The 15,367-nt window shown below is 59.9% G+C and carries 15 protein-coding genes; all 15 read right to left on the reverse strand.

Going from position 1 to position 15,367, the window contains the following annotated elements; translation table 11 throughout:
- Nucleotides 1-27: 27 nt before the first annotated feature.
- The 15 genes from tatC to RY113_RS16240 all read right to left on the reverse strand — a co-directional run bounded on the left by tatC (nt 28) and on the right by RY113_RS16240 (nt 15,342).
- Nucleotides 28-864, reverse strand: coding sequence for a twin-arginine translocase subunit TatC (gene tatC, locus RY113_RS16170; RefSeq protein ID WP_245932237.1), 837 nt, complete (start codon nt 862-864; stop codon nt 28-30).
- Nucleotides 865-881: 17 nt separating this feature from the next.
- Nucleotides 882-1,166, reverse strand: a complete 285-nt coding sequence (tatA, locus tag RY113_RS16175; protein ID WP_110106768.1) for a Sec-independent protein translocase subunit TatA — start codon at nt 1,164-1,166, stop codon at nt 882-884.
- 21 nt (nt 1,167-1,187) lie between these two features.
- Nucleotides 1,188-1,514 (reverse strand): hypothetical protein, encoded by a 327-nt coding sequence (locus RY113_RS16180; RefSeq protein ID WP_245932236.1) that lies wholly within the window; start codon nt 1,512-1,514, stop codon nt 1,188-1,190.
- Between the two features lie 55 nt (nt 1,515-1,569).
- Nucleotides 1,570-3,636 (reverse strand): WYL domain-containing protein, encoded by a 2,067-nt coding sequence (locus RY113_RS16185; RefSeq protein WP_315915397.1) that lies wholly within the window; start codon nt 3,634-3,636, stop codon nt 1,570-1,572.
- Nucleotides 3,637-3,781: 145 nt separating this feature from the next.
- On the reverse strand, nt 3,782-4,177 hold the full coding sequence (locus tag RY113_RS16190) for an FKBP-type peptidyl-prolyl cis-trans isomerase (protein ID WP_315915398.1): 396 nt from the start codon (nt 4,175-4,177) through the stop codon (nt 3,782-3,784).
- A gap of 22 nt (nt 4,178-4,199) precedes the next feature.
- Nucleotides 4,200-5,183, reverse strand: a complete 984-nt coding sequence (locus RY113_RS16195) for an FKBP-type peptidyl-prolyl cis-trans isomerase (protein WP_315915399.1) — start codon at nt 5,181-5,183, stop codon at nt 4,200-4,202.
- 170 nt (nt 5,184-5,353) lie between these two features.
- Nucleotides 5,354-6,724 carry a Pup--protein ligase gene (pafA, locus tag RY113_RS16200; RefSeq protein ID WP_315915400.1) on the reverse strand — a complete coding sequence of 457 codons (1,371 nt, stop codon included), beginning with the start codon at nt 6,722-6,724 and terminating at the stop codon, nt 5,354-5,356.
- 76 nt (nt 6,725-6,800) lie between these two features.
- Nucleotides 6,801-7,559 carry a proteasome subunit alpha gene (prcA, locus tag RY113_RS16205; protein ID WP_315915401.1) on the reverse strand — a complete coding sequence of 253 codons (759 nt, stop codon included), beginning with the start codon at nt 7,557-7,559 and terminating at the stop codon, nt 6,801-6,803.
- Nucleotide 7,560: 1 nt separating this feature from the next.
- Nucleotides 7,561-8,382, reverse strand: a complete 822-nt coding sequence (prcB, locus tag RY113_RS16210; RefSeq protein WP_315915402.1) for a proteasome subunit beta — start codon at nt 8,380-8,382, stop codon at nt 7,561-7,563.
- 5 nt (nt 8,383-8,387) lie between these two features.
- Complete coding sequence (locus RY113_RS16215; protein ID WP_110106760.1) at nt 8,388-8,594, reverse strand: ubiquitin-like protein Pup; 207 nt, start codon at nt 8,592-8,594, stop codon at nt 8,388-8,390.
- A gap of 121 nt (nt 8,595-8,715) precedes the next feature.
- A complete protein-coding gene (gene dop, locus RY113_RS16220; protein ID WP_315915428.1) occupies nt 8,716-10,302 on the reverse strand; it encodes a depupylase/deamidase Dop in 1,587 nt (528 codons plus the stop codon).
- A 14-nt stretch (nt 10,303-10,316) separates the two neighbouring features.
- Nucleotides 10,317-12,113, reverse strand: a complete 1,797-nt coding sequence (gene arc, locus RY113_RS16225) for a proteasome ATPase (protein ID WP_315915403.1) — start codon at nt 12,111-12,113, stop codon at nt 10,317-10,319.
- A gap of 66 nt (nt 12,114-12,179) precedes the next feature.
- Nucleotides 12,180-13,247: a tRNA (adenine-N1)-methyltransferase gene (locus RY113_RS16230; RefSeq protein ID WP_110106758.1), complete on the reverse strand. Its 1,068-nt coding sequence runs from the start codon at nt 13,245-13,247 to the stop codon at nt 12,180-12,182.
- A gap of 152 nt (nt 13,248-13,399) precedes the next feature.
- Entirely contained in the window at nt 13,400-14,566 is a 1,167-nt protein-coding gene (locus RY113_RS16235; RefSeq protein ID WP_245932235.1) for a site-2 protease family protein, read from the reverse strand.
- Entirely contained in the window at nt 14,563-15,342 is a 780-nt protein-coding gene (locus RY113_RS16240) for an HAD family phosphatase (RefSeq protein ID WP_315915404.1), read from the reverse strand. The genes RY113_RS16235 and RY113_RS16240 overlap by 4 nt, the downstream gene beginning before the upstream one ends.
- Nucleotides 15,343-15,367 lie beyond the last annotated feature (25 nt).

Raw genomic sequence — 15,367 nt, forward strand, 5'->3', positions numbered from 1 at the left:
CCTACGCCAGCCGCACCGGTCAAAATATCAGAGTATTTCCAGATCCGTTGATGGTGTTGGAACATCAGCGTTCACTTCAGATTCAACGATTTTCTTGGCGGCGCGTTTGTCCCTGCGCAAGTCATTGAGCATGCACAGCCCAATGGCACCGAAGTACAGCACCAGCAAGGGTGCGGCCAAGAAGAACATGCTCATCACATCAGAACCAGGAGCGGCCATCGCGGAGACAATCGTCACACCCAAAATGGTGAATCTCCAGGCCTTTAGGTACGTCCGGCCCCGAATCATGCCGATGGCGTTCAGGGCGAAAAGCAGCACCGGCACCAGGAAGGCGACACCCATGAAGAGCATCAACTGCAGGGCAAACTGCAAGTAGTCAATGGCCTTCATGATGTTGCTGCCACCTGCGGGGGTGAAGGACGTCAGGGCGCGCACAATGTTAGGCCAAATGATCCAGCCGGCAAAAATTCCGGCCAAGAACAATGGCACCGAGGCAAACATGTAGGAAAGCGTGTAGCGGCGTTCCTTCTTGGTCAACCCCGGAGTGATAAACGCCCAAAGCTGATAGATCCATACGGGTGAGGCAATAATCAAGCCAAGGATCAGCGAGATTTGAATCTTTAAATCAAAGGACGTTGTGACGCCCTCAAAGTTCAACGACGCGTTGATGTTCCGCATTTGGCTGATATCACGCAAGGGTGCCGTCAGGGCGTACATCAGTGGATCGTAGAGGATCCAGCCAATGACAACCCCAGGGAGCATGGCCAAGGCACTCTTGAAGAGGCGGTTGCGCGCTTCAATCAAGTGAGCTTTGAGAGGCATCCGCCCTTCAGGGTTGGCCTTACGCCCCTTGGTGGCACTCACCGGTTCAGCGACGGTTTCTATGACTGAGCGCCGGTACCGGTACCGGTTCCGTCGCCCTGTGCTGGGTTATTGACGATCTTGCCTTCGAAAGGCACATCAGTGCTCTGCGGCGCGGCGGGCGGAGCGGACGGAGGAGTCTCGTCCTTGCCGTCATTCTTCATTTCCTTGACCTCGGACTTGATAATCCGCATGGACTGGCCGAGGCTGCGAGCCATGCCCGGAAGTTTCGGTGCTGCGAACAGCAAGAGGACAACAATGATGATGATGGTGATAGCCCAGGGGCTCTCAAAAAGTCTTCCCACGGTAACGCCTTTCCTTTTGGTTCATCCTACGTCTTGTAAAGCTTCGATGTCGCGCAAGGATTGGAGCTGTCCGCGTTCTTTCCTGCGGGCGACGCGCCGCTGAAGGCGGGCAAAACGCCGTTCTTCTTTGGCAGCTAGGTAATCATGCTTCATTTTTTCAGGCGTTGCAAAAACTGCCGCGCCCGGAACTACATTACGCGGTTCTGTGACGTGCTGCACTTCGGCGCGTTCTAAGCTGGAGTCCCAGTTCTGGGTGACCTCGGCTGAGACGTGCGAGAAGGTGCGCATGGTTGCCATGGCTCCCTGCCAGAGTTTGAAAGCCAAAAAAGCCACAAACAGCAAGGACACGGCAAGCAGCGCTATCCATATCAAAATCCAAGACCACCAAGGCATGTTGCTTAGTCTATCCATCGCCCCTGTGAGTTTCCGGGACGGTTTCGCCAACAGCGTCATAGTGGCTGGCTGCTTCCGCCAACCATGTGGCCGTTGCTATTCGCAACGCCTCGGGTCCGGCTACGCGTGCGTGCCCGCCCAGCCGAGCCATGAGGGGCCCAATCAAGGCGGTATCGCCGACGGAGATGGCTAAACCCACCTGGTCCGGGCCGCCGTCGAACATGCGAGCATTGTAGGCAGGCGCCAGGCGTTGGGCTGTGGCAGGATCCGCTACCAGCAAGACCTGCAGGTCATGACTGCCGGGATCATAAATTCCCGCCCCCGGCTGCCATCCGGTTTGGTCCCCGAGGCCATGTTTCTGCTCCCCCGCGTCCTTGAGGATCTCGATCCGATCCACCCTAAAACTGCGGAGATCCTGCGCCTGTTGGCACCACGCCCGCACATACCAGGCGGAATCCATGGAGAACAGCCGCAGCGGTTCAATGATCCGCTCACTGAGCTCGTCCCGGGAGCCCACCAGATAGCGGATGGCGCAGGATCGGCTGTCATTGATGGCCTGCTGCAGTGCTGCCAGGTGACCCATTTCAGGCCCCAAGACCAATTCCAGCCCCACGGCGTCCGCCAGCCATGCGTCTTCGCCCGCCACATTGCGCAACGCCTCCGTGGCTTGGGCCAGGGCCGCCTCACCCCTACCCGGCACAGCCGTGAGCGCGTGCAGACCCACCAGGACAGAGCAGGCCTCCTCGTGGGAGAGCCGCAGGGGGCTGGCGAGGGTCTCGGCGTCACGGATAAATACCTGCCCGGCTTCCGTGGTCGCATCCATCAGGTCCCCGTGGAAGTAGCCGGGCTTGCCGCTGACGTTGAGCGTATCCAGATCACGCTGAAACTGCTTCTCCGTAATGGCGAATTCCGCAACAACTTCCGCCACCGAGACACCAGGGTTGGCCACCAAGTACGGGACCAGGGACAGCAGCCGCAACAGCCGGTCCGGGGTGTCCCTACGCTTGGCCTTGCCCAGTTTCAGCGGCTTGTCCCAGTGGATTGGCGCAGCTGCGCTAGCACCAGCCACTAGGCCTTTGGCTGCCGCATCCGCCGCCCGGCGCAGCTTCCCGGCCACCGCCTCACGCAGTCCGGCAGGAGCCACGACGTGTGCCTGGGCTCCCAAGGCGGCAACGTCGTCGGCCATTAATTCCGGTTCCCGGTATTCCACCCGGAGCACCTGCCAACCGGGCCGGGCCGGAGTGTCCAGCACCACTGTCCCAAGCCGGCTGCGCAGGGAATGGGCAGCACCGTCCGGGACGGCAACCTGGGCTGAGTAAGGGTCCCCCGTACCAAGGCGCTCCAACACGGTGGAAATGAAGAAGGCGGTGGGGCGGTCAAAACTTTGTCCAGTGTGGACTTTTACCTCGGAAGTGAACCGGCTCAGTCGGTAGTTGCGCTCTTGACCCTTGTCCACGTCAAAACCGGCCAGATACCACTGCCCATATTTGTTGCCCAGCCCCCATGGCTGCACAGTGCGGGTGGTGCCCTCCTCCGCTCCGCTGCGACGGTAGTCAAAACTGACCAATTTCTGTTGGCGCAACGCATCCCACAGCGGCTCGAAGGCGGGCTCGGCCGTGCGGACACGTGAGCTGACGGTGGTTTCATCCTCATACCAGCTGGTCCCGGTCCGGGTGGCGATCTTGCGCAACGCCGACTGTGCTGCTGCCCCGAAGGTAGCCTCCGACCACAAGTTCGCAGCGATCGCCAGCAGGTTCATGGCGGGCTCATCGAGGCGCAGTTGGGGCACCTGGTAATCCTTGGGGTCTATCCGGTACAGGTACTGCTCCTCAAGCTCGTTGTCATAGCTGTTCGTAGCCGAAACTCGGATGCCGAGGGCGGCCAACTGGTTTTTGTCGCGTTCAAACATTCGCTCAAAGGCCACCCCCACCTTGCTCTCTTGTGCAGCCGTGGCGCCCTCCCCCGCATAACCGTTGACGTGGCTGCGGATATAGGACTTGCTGTAGCCGCGGTTGGTGCCCAAGAGGGCGATCACCAGGTTCAACAGGCGTTCGGTGGCATCAATTTTTGTGGGCACCTTGTCAGCGTACTAGGCGGGTCTCGGCTTTCCGGTCAGGACTGCACCCACGTTACGAGCAAAAAATGCCGCCGCTTGACGCAAATGCCACAGTTTAAACCTTGGCATTTGCGTCAAACGACGGCATTCTTGCTGAAGCGGCGACTTAGCGAACTGCTACCAGGTCCACCACGAAGATCAGTGCTTCGTTGGGGCCAATGGCGCCGGCGGCGCCTCGCGAGCCGTAGGCCAGCTCCGAGGGGATTTCCAGACGACGGCGGCCGCAAACCTTCATGCCCAACAGGCCTTGGTCCCAGCCCTGGATGACCTGGCCAATACCGGCCTTGAAGTCCAGCGGCGTGCCGCGGCCCCAGGAGGAATCGAATTCCTCGCCGGTGGAGAAGGCGACACCCACGTAATGGGTTGAGACGGTGCTGCCGCGCACTACTTCGGTGCCGGTGCCCTCAATGATGTCTTCAATCATCAATTCGGTGGGGACAGCGTGTGCCGGGAAGTCAATTTCCGGCTTGGTGCGGTCAAAACTGCGTGCTCCAAAAGACATGGTGCTCCTTCTACAGGGTTGTTTACTTCTTCGATTCAATCTTAACAACAAATACCAGCGGACCCGCCGGTTTGCCCTGGGCTGCCGCGTTCTCGCCATACGCCATGGACGCGGGGATGGTCAGCAGCACTGTGGATCCAACCTTCTGGCCGGTCAAGCCCAGGGTCCAGCCCTGGATGACACCGTTGAGCGGGAATTCGCTGGCAGAGCCACGCTCATAGGCGGAATCGAAGGACTTTCCGTCCCAGGTCCAGCCGGTGTAGAACGCCGAGATGGTGTCCTTCGCCGTCAGGACCGCACCGGTGCCTTCCGTCAGCACCTCAACGGCCAAATCTGCTGGCGCGTCATTCTTGGGGATGGTGATACTAGGGACACCCTTGGCATCAAACTTGGCGGTGGGCAGCTTGCCAGCCTTGGCCAATGCCTTGACGTCCTCACTGCTCATGACCTTGGCTGCCGGCGGGGCATCCTTGGCGGACATGACCTGGAAAACGCTCAAGCTGGCGGGCTGGGCCGGCTGCTCGGGGGCTTCAGCGGTGGCTGCCACTGCCGCAGTGCCCGGGATGCCGTAGGCGATGTAGGCGCCCACCTTGGCGCTAGTGAAGGTGTTGTAGACAACAGCGAACTGATCCTTGAAGGAATCGTTCAACACGATGGAACCACCGCTGGGCTTGCTGAAGTTTTCCAGGAAGACGTCACCCGTGGCGGCGTTCATGGATATTTCACGGAATTCAACGGACTGTCCGGATTTGATCTGTGCACCGTCACCAGGGGATACCAAGCGCATGGCCTCGGACGGGACGCTCAGGGGCTTGTCAAAGGTTACCTTGGGGGCCTTCCCATCACCTTCGCTAACGGCCTTGACCGAGGCAAGAAGTTCGGCATTGGCCGACGGCGCGGACGCGGAGGCATTCGCTGTTGCCTCCGGTGATGAGGAGTTGGCTTCTTGTGAACAGGCGGTCACAAGAAGCAGAAGCGGAAGAAGCAGTGCAAGAAGTCGACGCACAGAAACACTTTCGATGGCGGGATGAATCAGGTCAGGTGCCGGCGCCACGTGAAGGAAACCATGACATCAAGCAAGAAGTTCAATCGGGCACAGCACACCCATGTGATGGGTAACACCGGGCCGGGTCCAGCTTATCGTTTAAAGCTGAATGAAAGCTGTCGGTTCACTAGCTATTGCTCGTGAAGGGAAGCAATCAACTCATCAACGCGCTCGTCAACGCTCTTGAACGGGTCCTTGCACAGAATAGTCTGGTGGGATCTGTCATTGAGTTTCAAATGCACCCAGTCAACCGTGTAGTCCCGCCCGGATTCCCGGGCGGCGTTGACAAACTTGCCGCGCAGATGGGCCCGGGTGGTGGCCGGCGCCGTGTCCACTGCTGCCACAATCTCCGCTTCATCCACCAGTTTAGCGGCCGCACCGCGGCGCTCGAGCATGTTGAAAAGGCCACGGTGGGGATCAATGTCGTGGTACCGCAGATCAAGCTGCCCCACCTGCGGGGAACCCCAGGAAAGATTGTGCCGATCTGCGTAGGAACCTAGCAGTTTTGCCTTGATGGCCCAGTCAATTTCGGTGTCAATAGTTGAATAATCCTCAGCCTCAATAGCATCAAGGGTCCTTTCCCACAGATCCAGAATCCGTGGGACAAGGTTGTTGTGGGCCCCGTGTGAGCGGACAAAGTCCGAGACCTTCCCCAGATAGTGGCGCTGAATGTCTACAGCGGTCATGGTCCGGCCATCAGCCATCTTCAAGGGGTGGGTTCCTGTGAGGTCATGGGAGATCTCACGAATGCTGCGAATGGGGTTTTCCAACCTCATGTCAGTCATAATGGTGCCGGCCTCCACCATGCGCAGAATCAGATCCATGGTGCCCACCTTCAACATGGTGGTGGTCTCTGACATATTTGAATCCCCCACAATCACATGCAGGCGGCGAAACAGCTCTGCATCGGCGTGCGGCTCATCCCTGGTATTGATGATGGGCCGGGAACGGGTGGTAGCTGAGGAGACACCTTCCCAAATATGATCAGCCCGCTGTGAGAAGGCAAATTTCCCACCTTGTTGTGCGGGCAGCACCCTGCCCGCACCGGCGATCAGCTGCCGGGTGACAAGGAAAGGAATCAAAATATCCGCCAGGCGGTTGAACTCGCCCTTGCGGGTAATCAGATAGTTTTCATGACTACCGTACGAGTTACCTGCTGAATCAATATTATTTTTGAACAGGAAGATCTTCCCGTCATATCCCTCACGTGCCAGCTGTCCTTGGGCTTCCTGCACCAGATCGTGCAAGATCAGCTCCCCCGCACGGTCCTGGGCAATCAACTGGCCTATGCCATCACATTCAGCCGTGGCATATTCCGGATGTGAGCCCACATCCAGGTACAGCCTTGAGCCGTTGGGCAAGAAGACGTTGGAAGAGCGCCCCCAACTGACCACCTTGCGGAACAGGTAGCGGGCTACTTCTTCCGGTGAGAGGGGCTTAGCCCCGGGCGCAGAGTAAGTAACGCCAAATTCGGTTTCAATGCCAAATATCCGCCGGTCCACCGGTCTTCTCTCCTTGCAGTTGTTGAGTCAATGATGTGCAGCTTGCTGGGCAGCTTGCTGGGCAGCTTGCTGGGCGTTACGCCGGTGAGGGCGTTGGGGGTTGCTTCCCGCTCGCCAGGAGCGCTGCCACGTCAGCGGCGCCCAGGCGCCTGAAGGCCCGGTGCGAACCGCGCACCCGTGAGGCGTTGCGCTCCAGCACGGCAACCTCCAGCGTTGTGGCATCAAGTAAGTGGATGCGCCCGGTCTCGGACGCGCCGGTGGAGATGCGGGGCGCTGCCAGGGCGGTTACAGCCCAGTGCAGTGCTTGGGCCAGTAACGCCCCGGGCACCCACAACCGTTCAAGGGTGGACTGCACGGCATCGGCCTGCCCGCCCATCGCCAGAAAGCCGGCCTCATCAGAAATGGAGCCGTCAAAATTGAGCCGAAAGATGTGATCCCCTGCTTCAAAGACACCCACCTCGGCCACGGCCAGCTCCACTTCAAAGGGTTTCTGCTCGGCGGTGAAGACTGTGCCCAGGCTTTGGGCGTAGACACTGGCCAGCCCGCGGGCCGTCACATCCACCCGGTCATAGGAATAGCCGCGAACATCCGCGTAGCGCACCCCCGCTTGGCGCAGGCTCTCAAATTCGTTGTATTTCCCTACCGCGGCGAAGGCAATCCTGTCATAAATCTCACCGATCTTGTGCAGCGTCGGTGAAGGGTTTTCGGCCACAAGGGCCATACCATCGCGGTAGCTGAGCACCACAACGGATTTGCCGCGGGCAATGCCCTTGCGGGCAAAATCGGCCCGGTCCTTCATGACTTGTTCAGGTGAGACATAGAATTGCTGCGACATCTCAGGCCTCCCTGCGTTCGATGCTGCGGTGCTTCACAATCCCGGCCACGGCGGCGGCCAACGCCTCCTGGGAAACCCGGGTGGCGCCGTCGTTCTTCACGGTATAGACCACGGGCCACAACGCCCTGATGAGATCCGGGCCGCCCGTGGCGCTGTCATCATCGGCAGCGTCAATGAGCGCCTCCACGGCAACAGCCACGGCGTCCTCCTCGGATAGCTCCGGGCGCCACAGCTTCTTCAGGGCGCCGCGGGCAAACACCGAGCCGGAACCCACGCTGTGGTGTTCAAGTTCCTCGTAGCGGCCACCGGTGACGTCGTAGGAGAACAAGCGTCCAGTGGCTGCGCCGTATTCAATCCCGGCAAAGAGTGGCACCACCGAAAGTCCCTGCAGCGCCATGGGCAGGTTGGCCCGTACCATGGCCCCGAGGCGGTTGGCTTTGCCCTCGAGACTAAGCCGCGTTCCCTCAATTTTTTCGTAATGCTCCAGTTCCACCTGGAAGAGGCGCACCATATCAATGGCGATCCCGGCCGTCCCGGCAATGCCCAGCACCGAATATTTATCAGCGGGGAACACTTTTTCAATGTGGCGGCTGGCGATCATGGTACCCATCGTGGCCCGGCGGTCGCCCGCCATGAGCACCCCACCGGCAAATGTCAACGCCACAATGGTGGTGCCGTGCGGGGTTGCGGGCATGGAGCCAGCGGGCAGATCGCGCCCAAAGGGCAATAATCCGGGATTGTTCCGGCTCACAAAATCAAGGAACGACGACGAGGAGCCCTCACCTTCCAGCGCGGGGAAACCGCTGTGCCGGGTGCCCGCCATGGCCGCTACTGGCCACCTTTTTGGACAAAGCCGCGCACAAATTCCTCGGCGTTGACTTCCAACACCCCATCTATCTCATCCAGCAGGTCATCCAAACCGGAAGTGGCTACCTGGGCTGCTGCCGAATCCGGGGCCGGGGTTGGTACGGGAAGCTCGTCGACGTGTTCTTCCTCGGCACGGGAGGAGACGTTTTTCTGTTCCTGAGAAGCCATGATGCATCCTTCGTAACTGATTGCTCGGAGCCTGATAGTACTAGCTGTTCCCATCCTGCCACGGACCCGCCGGGTTTGCGTGTAGTGGGCGGGCCGTGGTGCACCCAAGCCAGCGTGGGGGCTAGTTTCCGCCGGCTAACAATGCGGCGAGGAAATCTGGCAGTTCCGTGTGGGTGCGAAACAGATCACCCGTCAGCGCCTCCGTCCCGCGCAGTGGTTCCTTGGTGGAGACCCGCTGCAGGCTGCGCTGCTGCGGGAGTTCAAAGATCACCGAGTCCCAACTGGCACCCACAACGTGCGGGCCAAAGTTCTGAATGCAGCGGCCCCGGAAATAGGCCCGAGTGTCTGTGGGCGGTTGCAGAACTGCGGCGGCAATTGATTCATCGCTGACCATCCGCTCGATCCGGCCATGCGCTAAGAGCTTGTAGTACAGTCCCTTTTCAGGGCGGATATCAGACCATTGCAGGTCTATCAGACCCAGCCGGGGATCATCCCAGTCCATGGTGTCGCGGAGACGGTATTGCTGAAGCAGGTTCAGCTTGGCCACCCATTCCAGCTGTCCGGCCAGGGACATGGGGTCCTCCCCCAGCGCCGTGAGAACCTCTTCCCATTTGGCCAGGACCTGCGCGCTGTGTCCGTCACCGGTCTCTGGGTGGCTGGAGCCGTTGGTGGCGCAGTGTTCCTTGGCGGCGTGTAAGTAGTGCCACTGCACCTCCAGGGCGCTGACCAGCTCACCATTGTTCAGTAGATGGAGTTCTTTGAGTTCCCAATCGTGGCTGACGGCCTGCAGAGTTGCTACGGGGTCGGCAAATTCAATAACTGGTGCCGATCCTTGTTCAATCATGTCCAGGACCAGCGCGGTGGTGCCGAACTTGAGGAAATTCGATACTTGACACAAGTTGGCGTCACCAATAATGACGTGCAGGCGCCGGTACTTAGTGGCCGTGGCGTGTGGCTCGTCACGGGTATTGATGATGGGGCGCCGAATGGTGGTCTCCAGCCCCACTTCCGCTTCGAAGAAGTCCGCGCGCTGGCTCAGCTGAAAGCCAAGGCCCGAGCCGTCCTGACCCCGGCCCACACGGCCAGCTCCGCACATGAGTGCGCGAGTGACGAAAAATGCTGTTAAGCCGCTCACAATGTCCTTGAAGGGGACACTGCGTGGCATCAAATAATTTTCGTGGCTGCCGTACGAGACGGATTTATTATCCGTATTGTTTTTGTACAGATTAATGCCCGGCATGCCGGGCGTGGCGGCAATTCTGCGCACAGCAGCCAGCGCCACCAAGTCTCCGGCAGCGTCCCAGCGCACGGCATCCAACGGGTTGGAGACTTCCGGTGAAGAGTACTCCGGGTGCGCATGATCCACGTACAACCGCGCCCCGTTGCCCAGCACCATGTTCATCATGGGCGCCCCCGTGTTCCACCCGTGATCACCTACATCCCCGCCCTCCAAAGCGATTTGGGCTGCCGTGAGAATCGGTTCGCTATCCGTGAGCTGACTGGGGTCCGCTGCGGCCCGGGGCATGGACCAGCCCCTGGCATCCGCGAGCGGGTCCTCGTCCGTATAGTCCCAACGGGTTTCCCCGCCAGCAGACGCCCGGTGACTGGTTTCGCGTGAGTAAGCATGGACCACTTGGGCGGAAAGCCACGTGGCATTGAACTCCTGGGTGCCGGGAGCATGTATCCCATATTCCGTCTCGGCACCCATGACACGGACGGCACTCACAGGTACTGCCCCGTGTTTGGCAGGGTTTCCAGGGTCCGGCCAGGCACTTGGCCTTCCTTGCTCTGGACGATGGTGCGGATGTAGGTGATCCGCTCACCCTTCTTCCCGGAAATTCTTGCCCAATCGTCAGGGTTGGTGGTGTTGGGCATATCCTCATGCTCACGGAACTCATCCACCACCGCGCGCAGCATATGTTCAATCCGGATGCCCTTCTCACCACTGGTCAGCAGGTCCTTGATGGCATATTTCTTGGCCCTGTCCACCACGTTCTGAATCACCGCACCGGAGTTGAAGTCCTTGAAGTACAGCATTTCCGTATCACCGTTGGCATAGGTCACCTCAAGGAATTCATTGCCCTTGTCCGTGGCGTACATGGCCTCAACCGTGCGCTGAACCATTGCGTCAACGGTTTCTTGGAGGCTGCCGTGGTTCGCTGCAACGTCATCGGCGTGGAACGGCAGGGATGTGGTGACATATTTAGTAAAAATGTCCGCCGCAGACTCTGCGTCCGGGCGCTGAATTTTGACCTTGACGTCAAGACGGCCGGGACGCAGGATGGCTGGATCAATCATGTCTTCCCGGTTGGAGGCGCCAATGACAATCACGTTATCCAGGCGTTCAACGCCGTCGATCTCGCTGAGCAGCTGGGGCACAATGGTGGTTTCCACATCGGAAGAAACCCCCGTACCGCGGGTACGGAACAGTGAATCCATCTCGTCAAAGAACACCACCACGGCGCTGCCGTCGGAGGCCTTTTCGCGGGCCCGGCTAAAGATCAGCCGGATCTGGCGCTCGGTCTCCCCCACATATTTATCCAGCAGTTCAGGTCCCTTGATGTTGAGGAAGTAGCTTTTCTGATCCTTAACACCTGAGCGTTCCCGCGCCCGCTTGGCCAGTGAATTGGCCACAGCCTTGGCAATCAGCGTCTTTCCGCAGCCGGGCGGGCCGTAGAGAAGAATGCCCTTGGGCGCTTTGAGCCCGTGTTCGCGGTAGAGGTCAGGATGCAGGAAGGGAAGTTCCACGGCATCACGAATTTGCTCGATCTGGGAGGCAAGCCCACCAATGTCCGCATAGGAAATATCCGGCACTTCCTCCAGTATCAAGTTCTCCACTTCGGAGCGCGGGATCTTTTCCAGAGCGTAGCCGGTGCGTGCATCCATGGTGAGCGCGTCCCCCACCCTGACGGCGCCATGCAAGGTACCAGCGAGCCGCAGCACCCGTTCATCATCGGAGCGGCCAATGACCAAGGCGCGGTCCGTGCCCAACAATTCCTTCACGGTGACAAGTTCCCCAACATCGGTGCACCCCAGCGCCGCAATCACGGTGAACGCCTCATTAAGCAGCACTTCTTGCCCCACGGAGAGCTCGTTCATGCGCAGCAGCGGGCTCATGCCTACCCGCATCTTGCGCCCTGAGGCATATACGTCAATGCTTTCCGAGGTCACCGCGGTGCTGGCTCCGCTGGTGGGCGTGGCCCGGTTCAAGGCCACAATGGTGCCGAAACTGTAGGGTGGCTCACCGTCACGCTCCAGGGCCGAACGCAGTTTCTGGATTTCAGACTTGGCTGTTTCCAGTACCGCCACAAGCTTGGAGTTATTGGCTGTGGCCGAGGCCAACGCCCGGTCAAGGTTGCGGGCCTTGTCCCGGAGCACATTGAGTTGACGCTCCAGGAGCGCTTGTTGGCCTGGACCGATCGAATAGGCCGAGCCGTGAGAGCCGGGCGAGGGGGGAACCGCAGTAGGCGTGGTGCCATCCTGCGGATCTTCGGGTGTGGAGTGCGTTGAGTCGTTCATGACCTTGTGTCCTTCCGCAGCGTATCCCGCCGCAGCCGTGGCTAACCGGTAGTGCCGAGCATACTGCTACTGCTCGCCGAAACCGTCCTGGCGGGTTTCTGTTTCTTGTGACTGCTCTTGATTACGCTTGGTCTGCACAGTGGAAGAGGCGTCACGTGCGGCGCGGCGCAGCTTCTTGTCCGAGACGGACCGTTCGCCCACAGCCGCAGGTGTCCAGGCGTCGAGGTCCTCCTGCGCAAAATCGGTTTTCGACGCGCGGCGCTTCGGGGACATTCCCGTCACACCATCAGCGAGCCGGCGCGTGACCATGAGGAAACCGGTGTGAGCCACCATGCGGTGGTCCGGGCGGACGGCCAAGCCCTCAAGGTGCCAGCCGCGCACCATTGATTCCCAAGCGTCAGGCTCGGTAAACCGGCCATCTGCCCTAATGGCTTCGGCCGTGCGGGAGAGCTGAGTCACGGTGGCAACATAGTTGATCCAGACGCCGCCGGGCGCCAACACCGTGGCTACCGCGTCGAGGCATTCCCACGGTGCCAGCATGTCCAAAACAACCCTGTCAATGCTGCCGGGAGCTTCCTGTGCCACCACCTGGTCTTGGAAGTCTCCGAGGGAAATCTTCCAGGCCGGGTGGGGGCCGCCAAAAATGGTTTCCACGTTGCCACGGGCAATATCTGCAAATTCTTCACGGCGTTCAAAAGAGTGCAAATAGCCGTTGTCTCCCACGGCTCGAAGTAGCGAGATGGACAGCGCGCCGGATCCCACACCTGCCTCAACTACACGAGCACCCGGGTAGATATCTCCCATGGTGATGATCTGTCCGGCATCCTTGGGGTACACCACTGCCGCACCGCGGGGCATGGAAAGCACAAAGTCAGAGAGCAGGGGGCGCAGTGCCTGGTATTGCTGGCCCACGTTGCTTTCTACCATGGAGCCCTCGGGAGAGCCGATCAGCAGATCATGATTCAAAAAGCCCTTGTGCGTATGGTACGCCGTTCCGGGTGTCAGGGTGATGGTGTTCATGCGGCCGCGCTCGTCAGTCAGCTGTACACGCTCCCCGGGGCGGAAAGTACCGCGGCGGGCAGCCGCACCGTGCGGCGCCTGGCCGGCATCTTGAGCTGTTGGGTCTTGCTTCATCTAAATGGATCCTCACGTTTGGTTCTCAAAGTTCAGCGTTTGCAGCCCGCGCCTGGCGGGCCGGAAAAAATAGTGGAAAAGCTGGAAAAGGTGGAAGAGCTCGAAGAGGTTTCAGGCTGGCGAGGTTTATGGCTGGCGAGTTTTGCCGGCCCTCAGGCAGTGCCCTTGCCGGTCATGGCGGCCACAACCTTCGCCTGGCTCAGCAGGCCGGTGACTTTCCCCTCCAGGTTAATGACCGCATATTCCTTATCCGGAAGTTGGGCCAGGTAGGAGACAAGCTCCACGCCTGAGGCCGCCTCCGGAACGTAGGCTCCCTTGGACAGGGTCCTCGCCACCGCGCTGGCCGGGGTGAGCAGCGCAGCCTGTGGCGGGACATGGGCCAAAGCAAATTCGTCAACCACTGCCGTAGGACGGCCGTCACGGCCAAAGAGAACTATGGGCTCTTGAGGAAACTGTCCACGAAGCGTCCAGAGCTGGGCCACGGTGCATTCAAGGGAAGCGCTCACCGCGGGTGCGGCCAGGGCGCCAGCAGTGATGGCGGGCAGGCGCAGGCGCATATTTGCCCCCTTGATGGAGGCAGAAGCTCCCATCCACAGGAAACCCGCCAGCAAGATCACAATGAATGACGTTGTCAGTTGCGGCTGCGCACCCTGCAGATACGGTACTACCAACACCACTGCAACAATCAACACCACAATGATGCGCCCGGCCCAACCAGCCGCCACGGTACCCTTTTCCTGGCTGCCTGTGGATTTCCAAACGATTGACTCCACGAGCCTGCCACCGTCCAGCGGCAAGCCGGGCAAAATGTTGAACAGACCAATCAGCAGGTTCGCCCAAATGAAAATATTGGCCAAGAGGAAAGCAATGGACCCTCCCAGGGTGACTTGCTCAGTCGAGAGCGGCACGGGCAGCGCAGTCTTGACAAGCCAGCCCAGCCCCGCCAACACAAAATTAGCGACGGGCCCTGAAAACGCTACTACCAAGGCCTTGCCAGGAGTGGCCTTGCTGAAATCGAATTCGGTGTGGCCACCCCAGAGATTCAAAACAATTTTGTGGGTTTGCCAGCCGTACATCTTTGCCGCCACGGCATGGGCCAACTCGTGAATAAAAACAGACAAGAGCAACAGCAGCGCGTAGGCAAAAGCAACCGGATAGGCCCAGCCGCCAAACCCGGCTTGTAGCTGCGGGCCAAAGATCAAAACAGTGATGGTGGCGATGAGGAACCAGGAGTTGGCCAAGATGATGGGTGTTCCCTTGACGGAGCCCAGCACCATTCCTTCACGCCGTTGCTTCACACTGCCGGTGGAACCGTTCACAAAGCAGCCCCGGCCGAGGTTGCGTCACCAGCGAGAGAAGCTGCGTCACCATCGAGAAAAGCTGCGTGTGCGGCGAGAACTGCCTGGACGTCGTCGTGGCTCTTTCCCGCAAGCGTGTCCCAGGTGGTGCGGCGGGCATCTTCACCCAACGGAACGGCATTGGGGATGGCGATGGTGGCCATCCCTGACGCAATGGCCGAGGCGACTCCCGGAACGGAATCCTCCAGAGCCGCACAGTGGGCCAGGGTCAGGCCGGGATCGCTGCGCTGCAGTTCTTTCACAGCCAGCAGATACGGTTCGGGATGCGGTTTGCCGTGCGTGACTTCATCGCCGGTGATCAGGAATTCAAAATATTCCTCGCCCAGAGCGGCTACCACTTCCGCCGCCATATGACGTTCGCTCATGGTCACGAGGGCGCAGCGCACGCCCCGGCCATGCAGTTCAGCCAGCAATTCCCGAGCGCCCGGGCGCCACGGAAGTTCTCTGCGCAGCCCGGCCACCACGGAGTTGGAGAGGTAGTCGATGATCTCGCGCTCGGAAAGGTCCACACCGGCACCCTGGAGTACCTTGGCGGTGGAATCCAACGCATTGCCAACCAGGGCGTGAGCCATTTCCTCATCCCAATACCCGCCATGGGCCGTCACCAGCTCGATTTCAGCGGCAATCCAATAAGGTTCGGTGTCTACCAAGGTCCCGTCCATGTCCCACAGGACGGCTTTAAGCACCAGAGCGGCGGAAGTCTCGTGAAGGTTCATGGCAGAAGTGGGTGAAAGCATGCCCCTAGTCTACGTGGCAGGACGT

The sequence above is a fragment of the Arthrobacter sp. lap29 genome, from assembly GCF_032458965.1.
Taxonomy (GTDB): domain Bacteria; phylum Actinomycetota; class Actinomycetes; order Actinomycetales; family Micrococcaceae; genus Specibacter; species Specibacter psychrochitiniphilus.

Coding starts and splice junctions, on each gene's coding strand:
- RY113_RS16190 (WP_315915398.1), bottom strand. CDS start 4,177: ATGTCTTTTGGAGCACGCAGTTTTGACCGCACCAAGCCGGAAATTGAC.
- prcA (WP_315915401.1), bottom strand. CDS start 7,559: ATGTCGCAGCAATTCTATGTCTCACCTGAACAAGTCATGAAGGACCGG.
- prcB (WP_315915402.1), bottom strand. CDS start 8,382: ATGGCGGGCACCCGGCACAGCGGTTTCCCCGCGCTGGAAGGTGAGGGC.
- RY113_RS16215 (WP_110106760.1), bottom strand. CDS start 8,594: ATGGCTTCTCAGGAACAGAAAAACGTCTCCTCCCGTGCCGAGGAAGAA.
- dop (WP_315915428.1), bottom strand. CDS start 10,302: ATGGGTGCCGAGACGGAATATGGGATACATGCTCCCGGCACCCAGGAG.
- arc (WP_315915403.1), bottom strand. CDS start 12,113: ATGAACGACTCAACGCACTCCACACCCGAAGATCCGCAGGATGGCACC.
- RY113_RS16230 (WP_110106758.1), bottom strand. CDS start 13,247: ATGAAGCAAGACCCAACAGCTCAAGATGCCGGCCAGGCGCCGCACGGT.
- RY113_RS16240 (WP_315915404.1), bottom strand. CDS start 15,342: ATGCTTTCACCCACTTCTGCCATGAACCTTCACGAGACTTCCGCCGCT.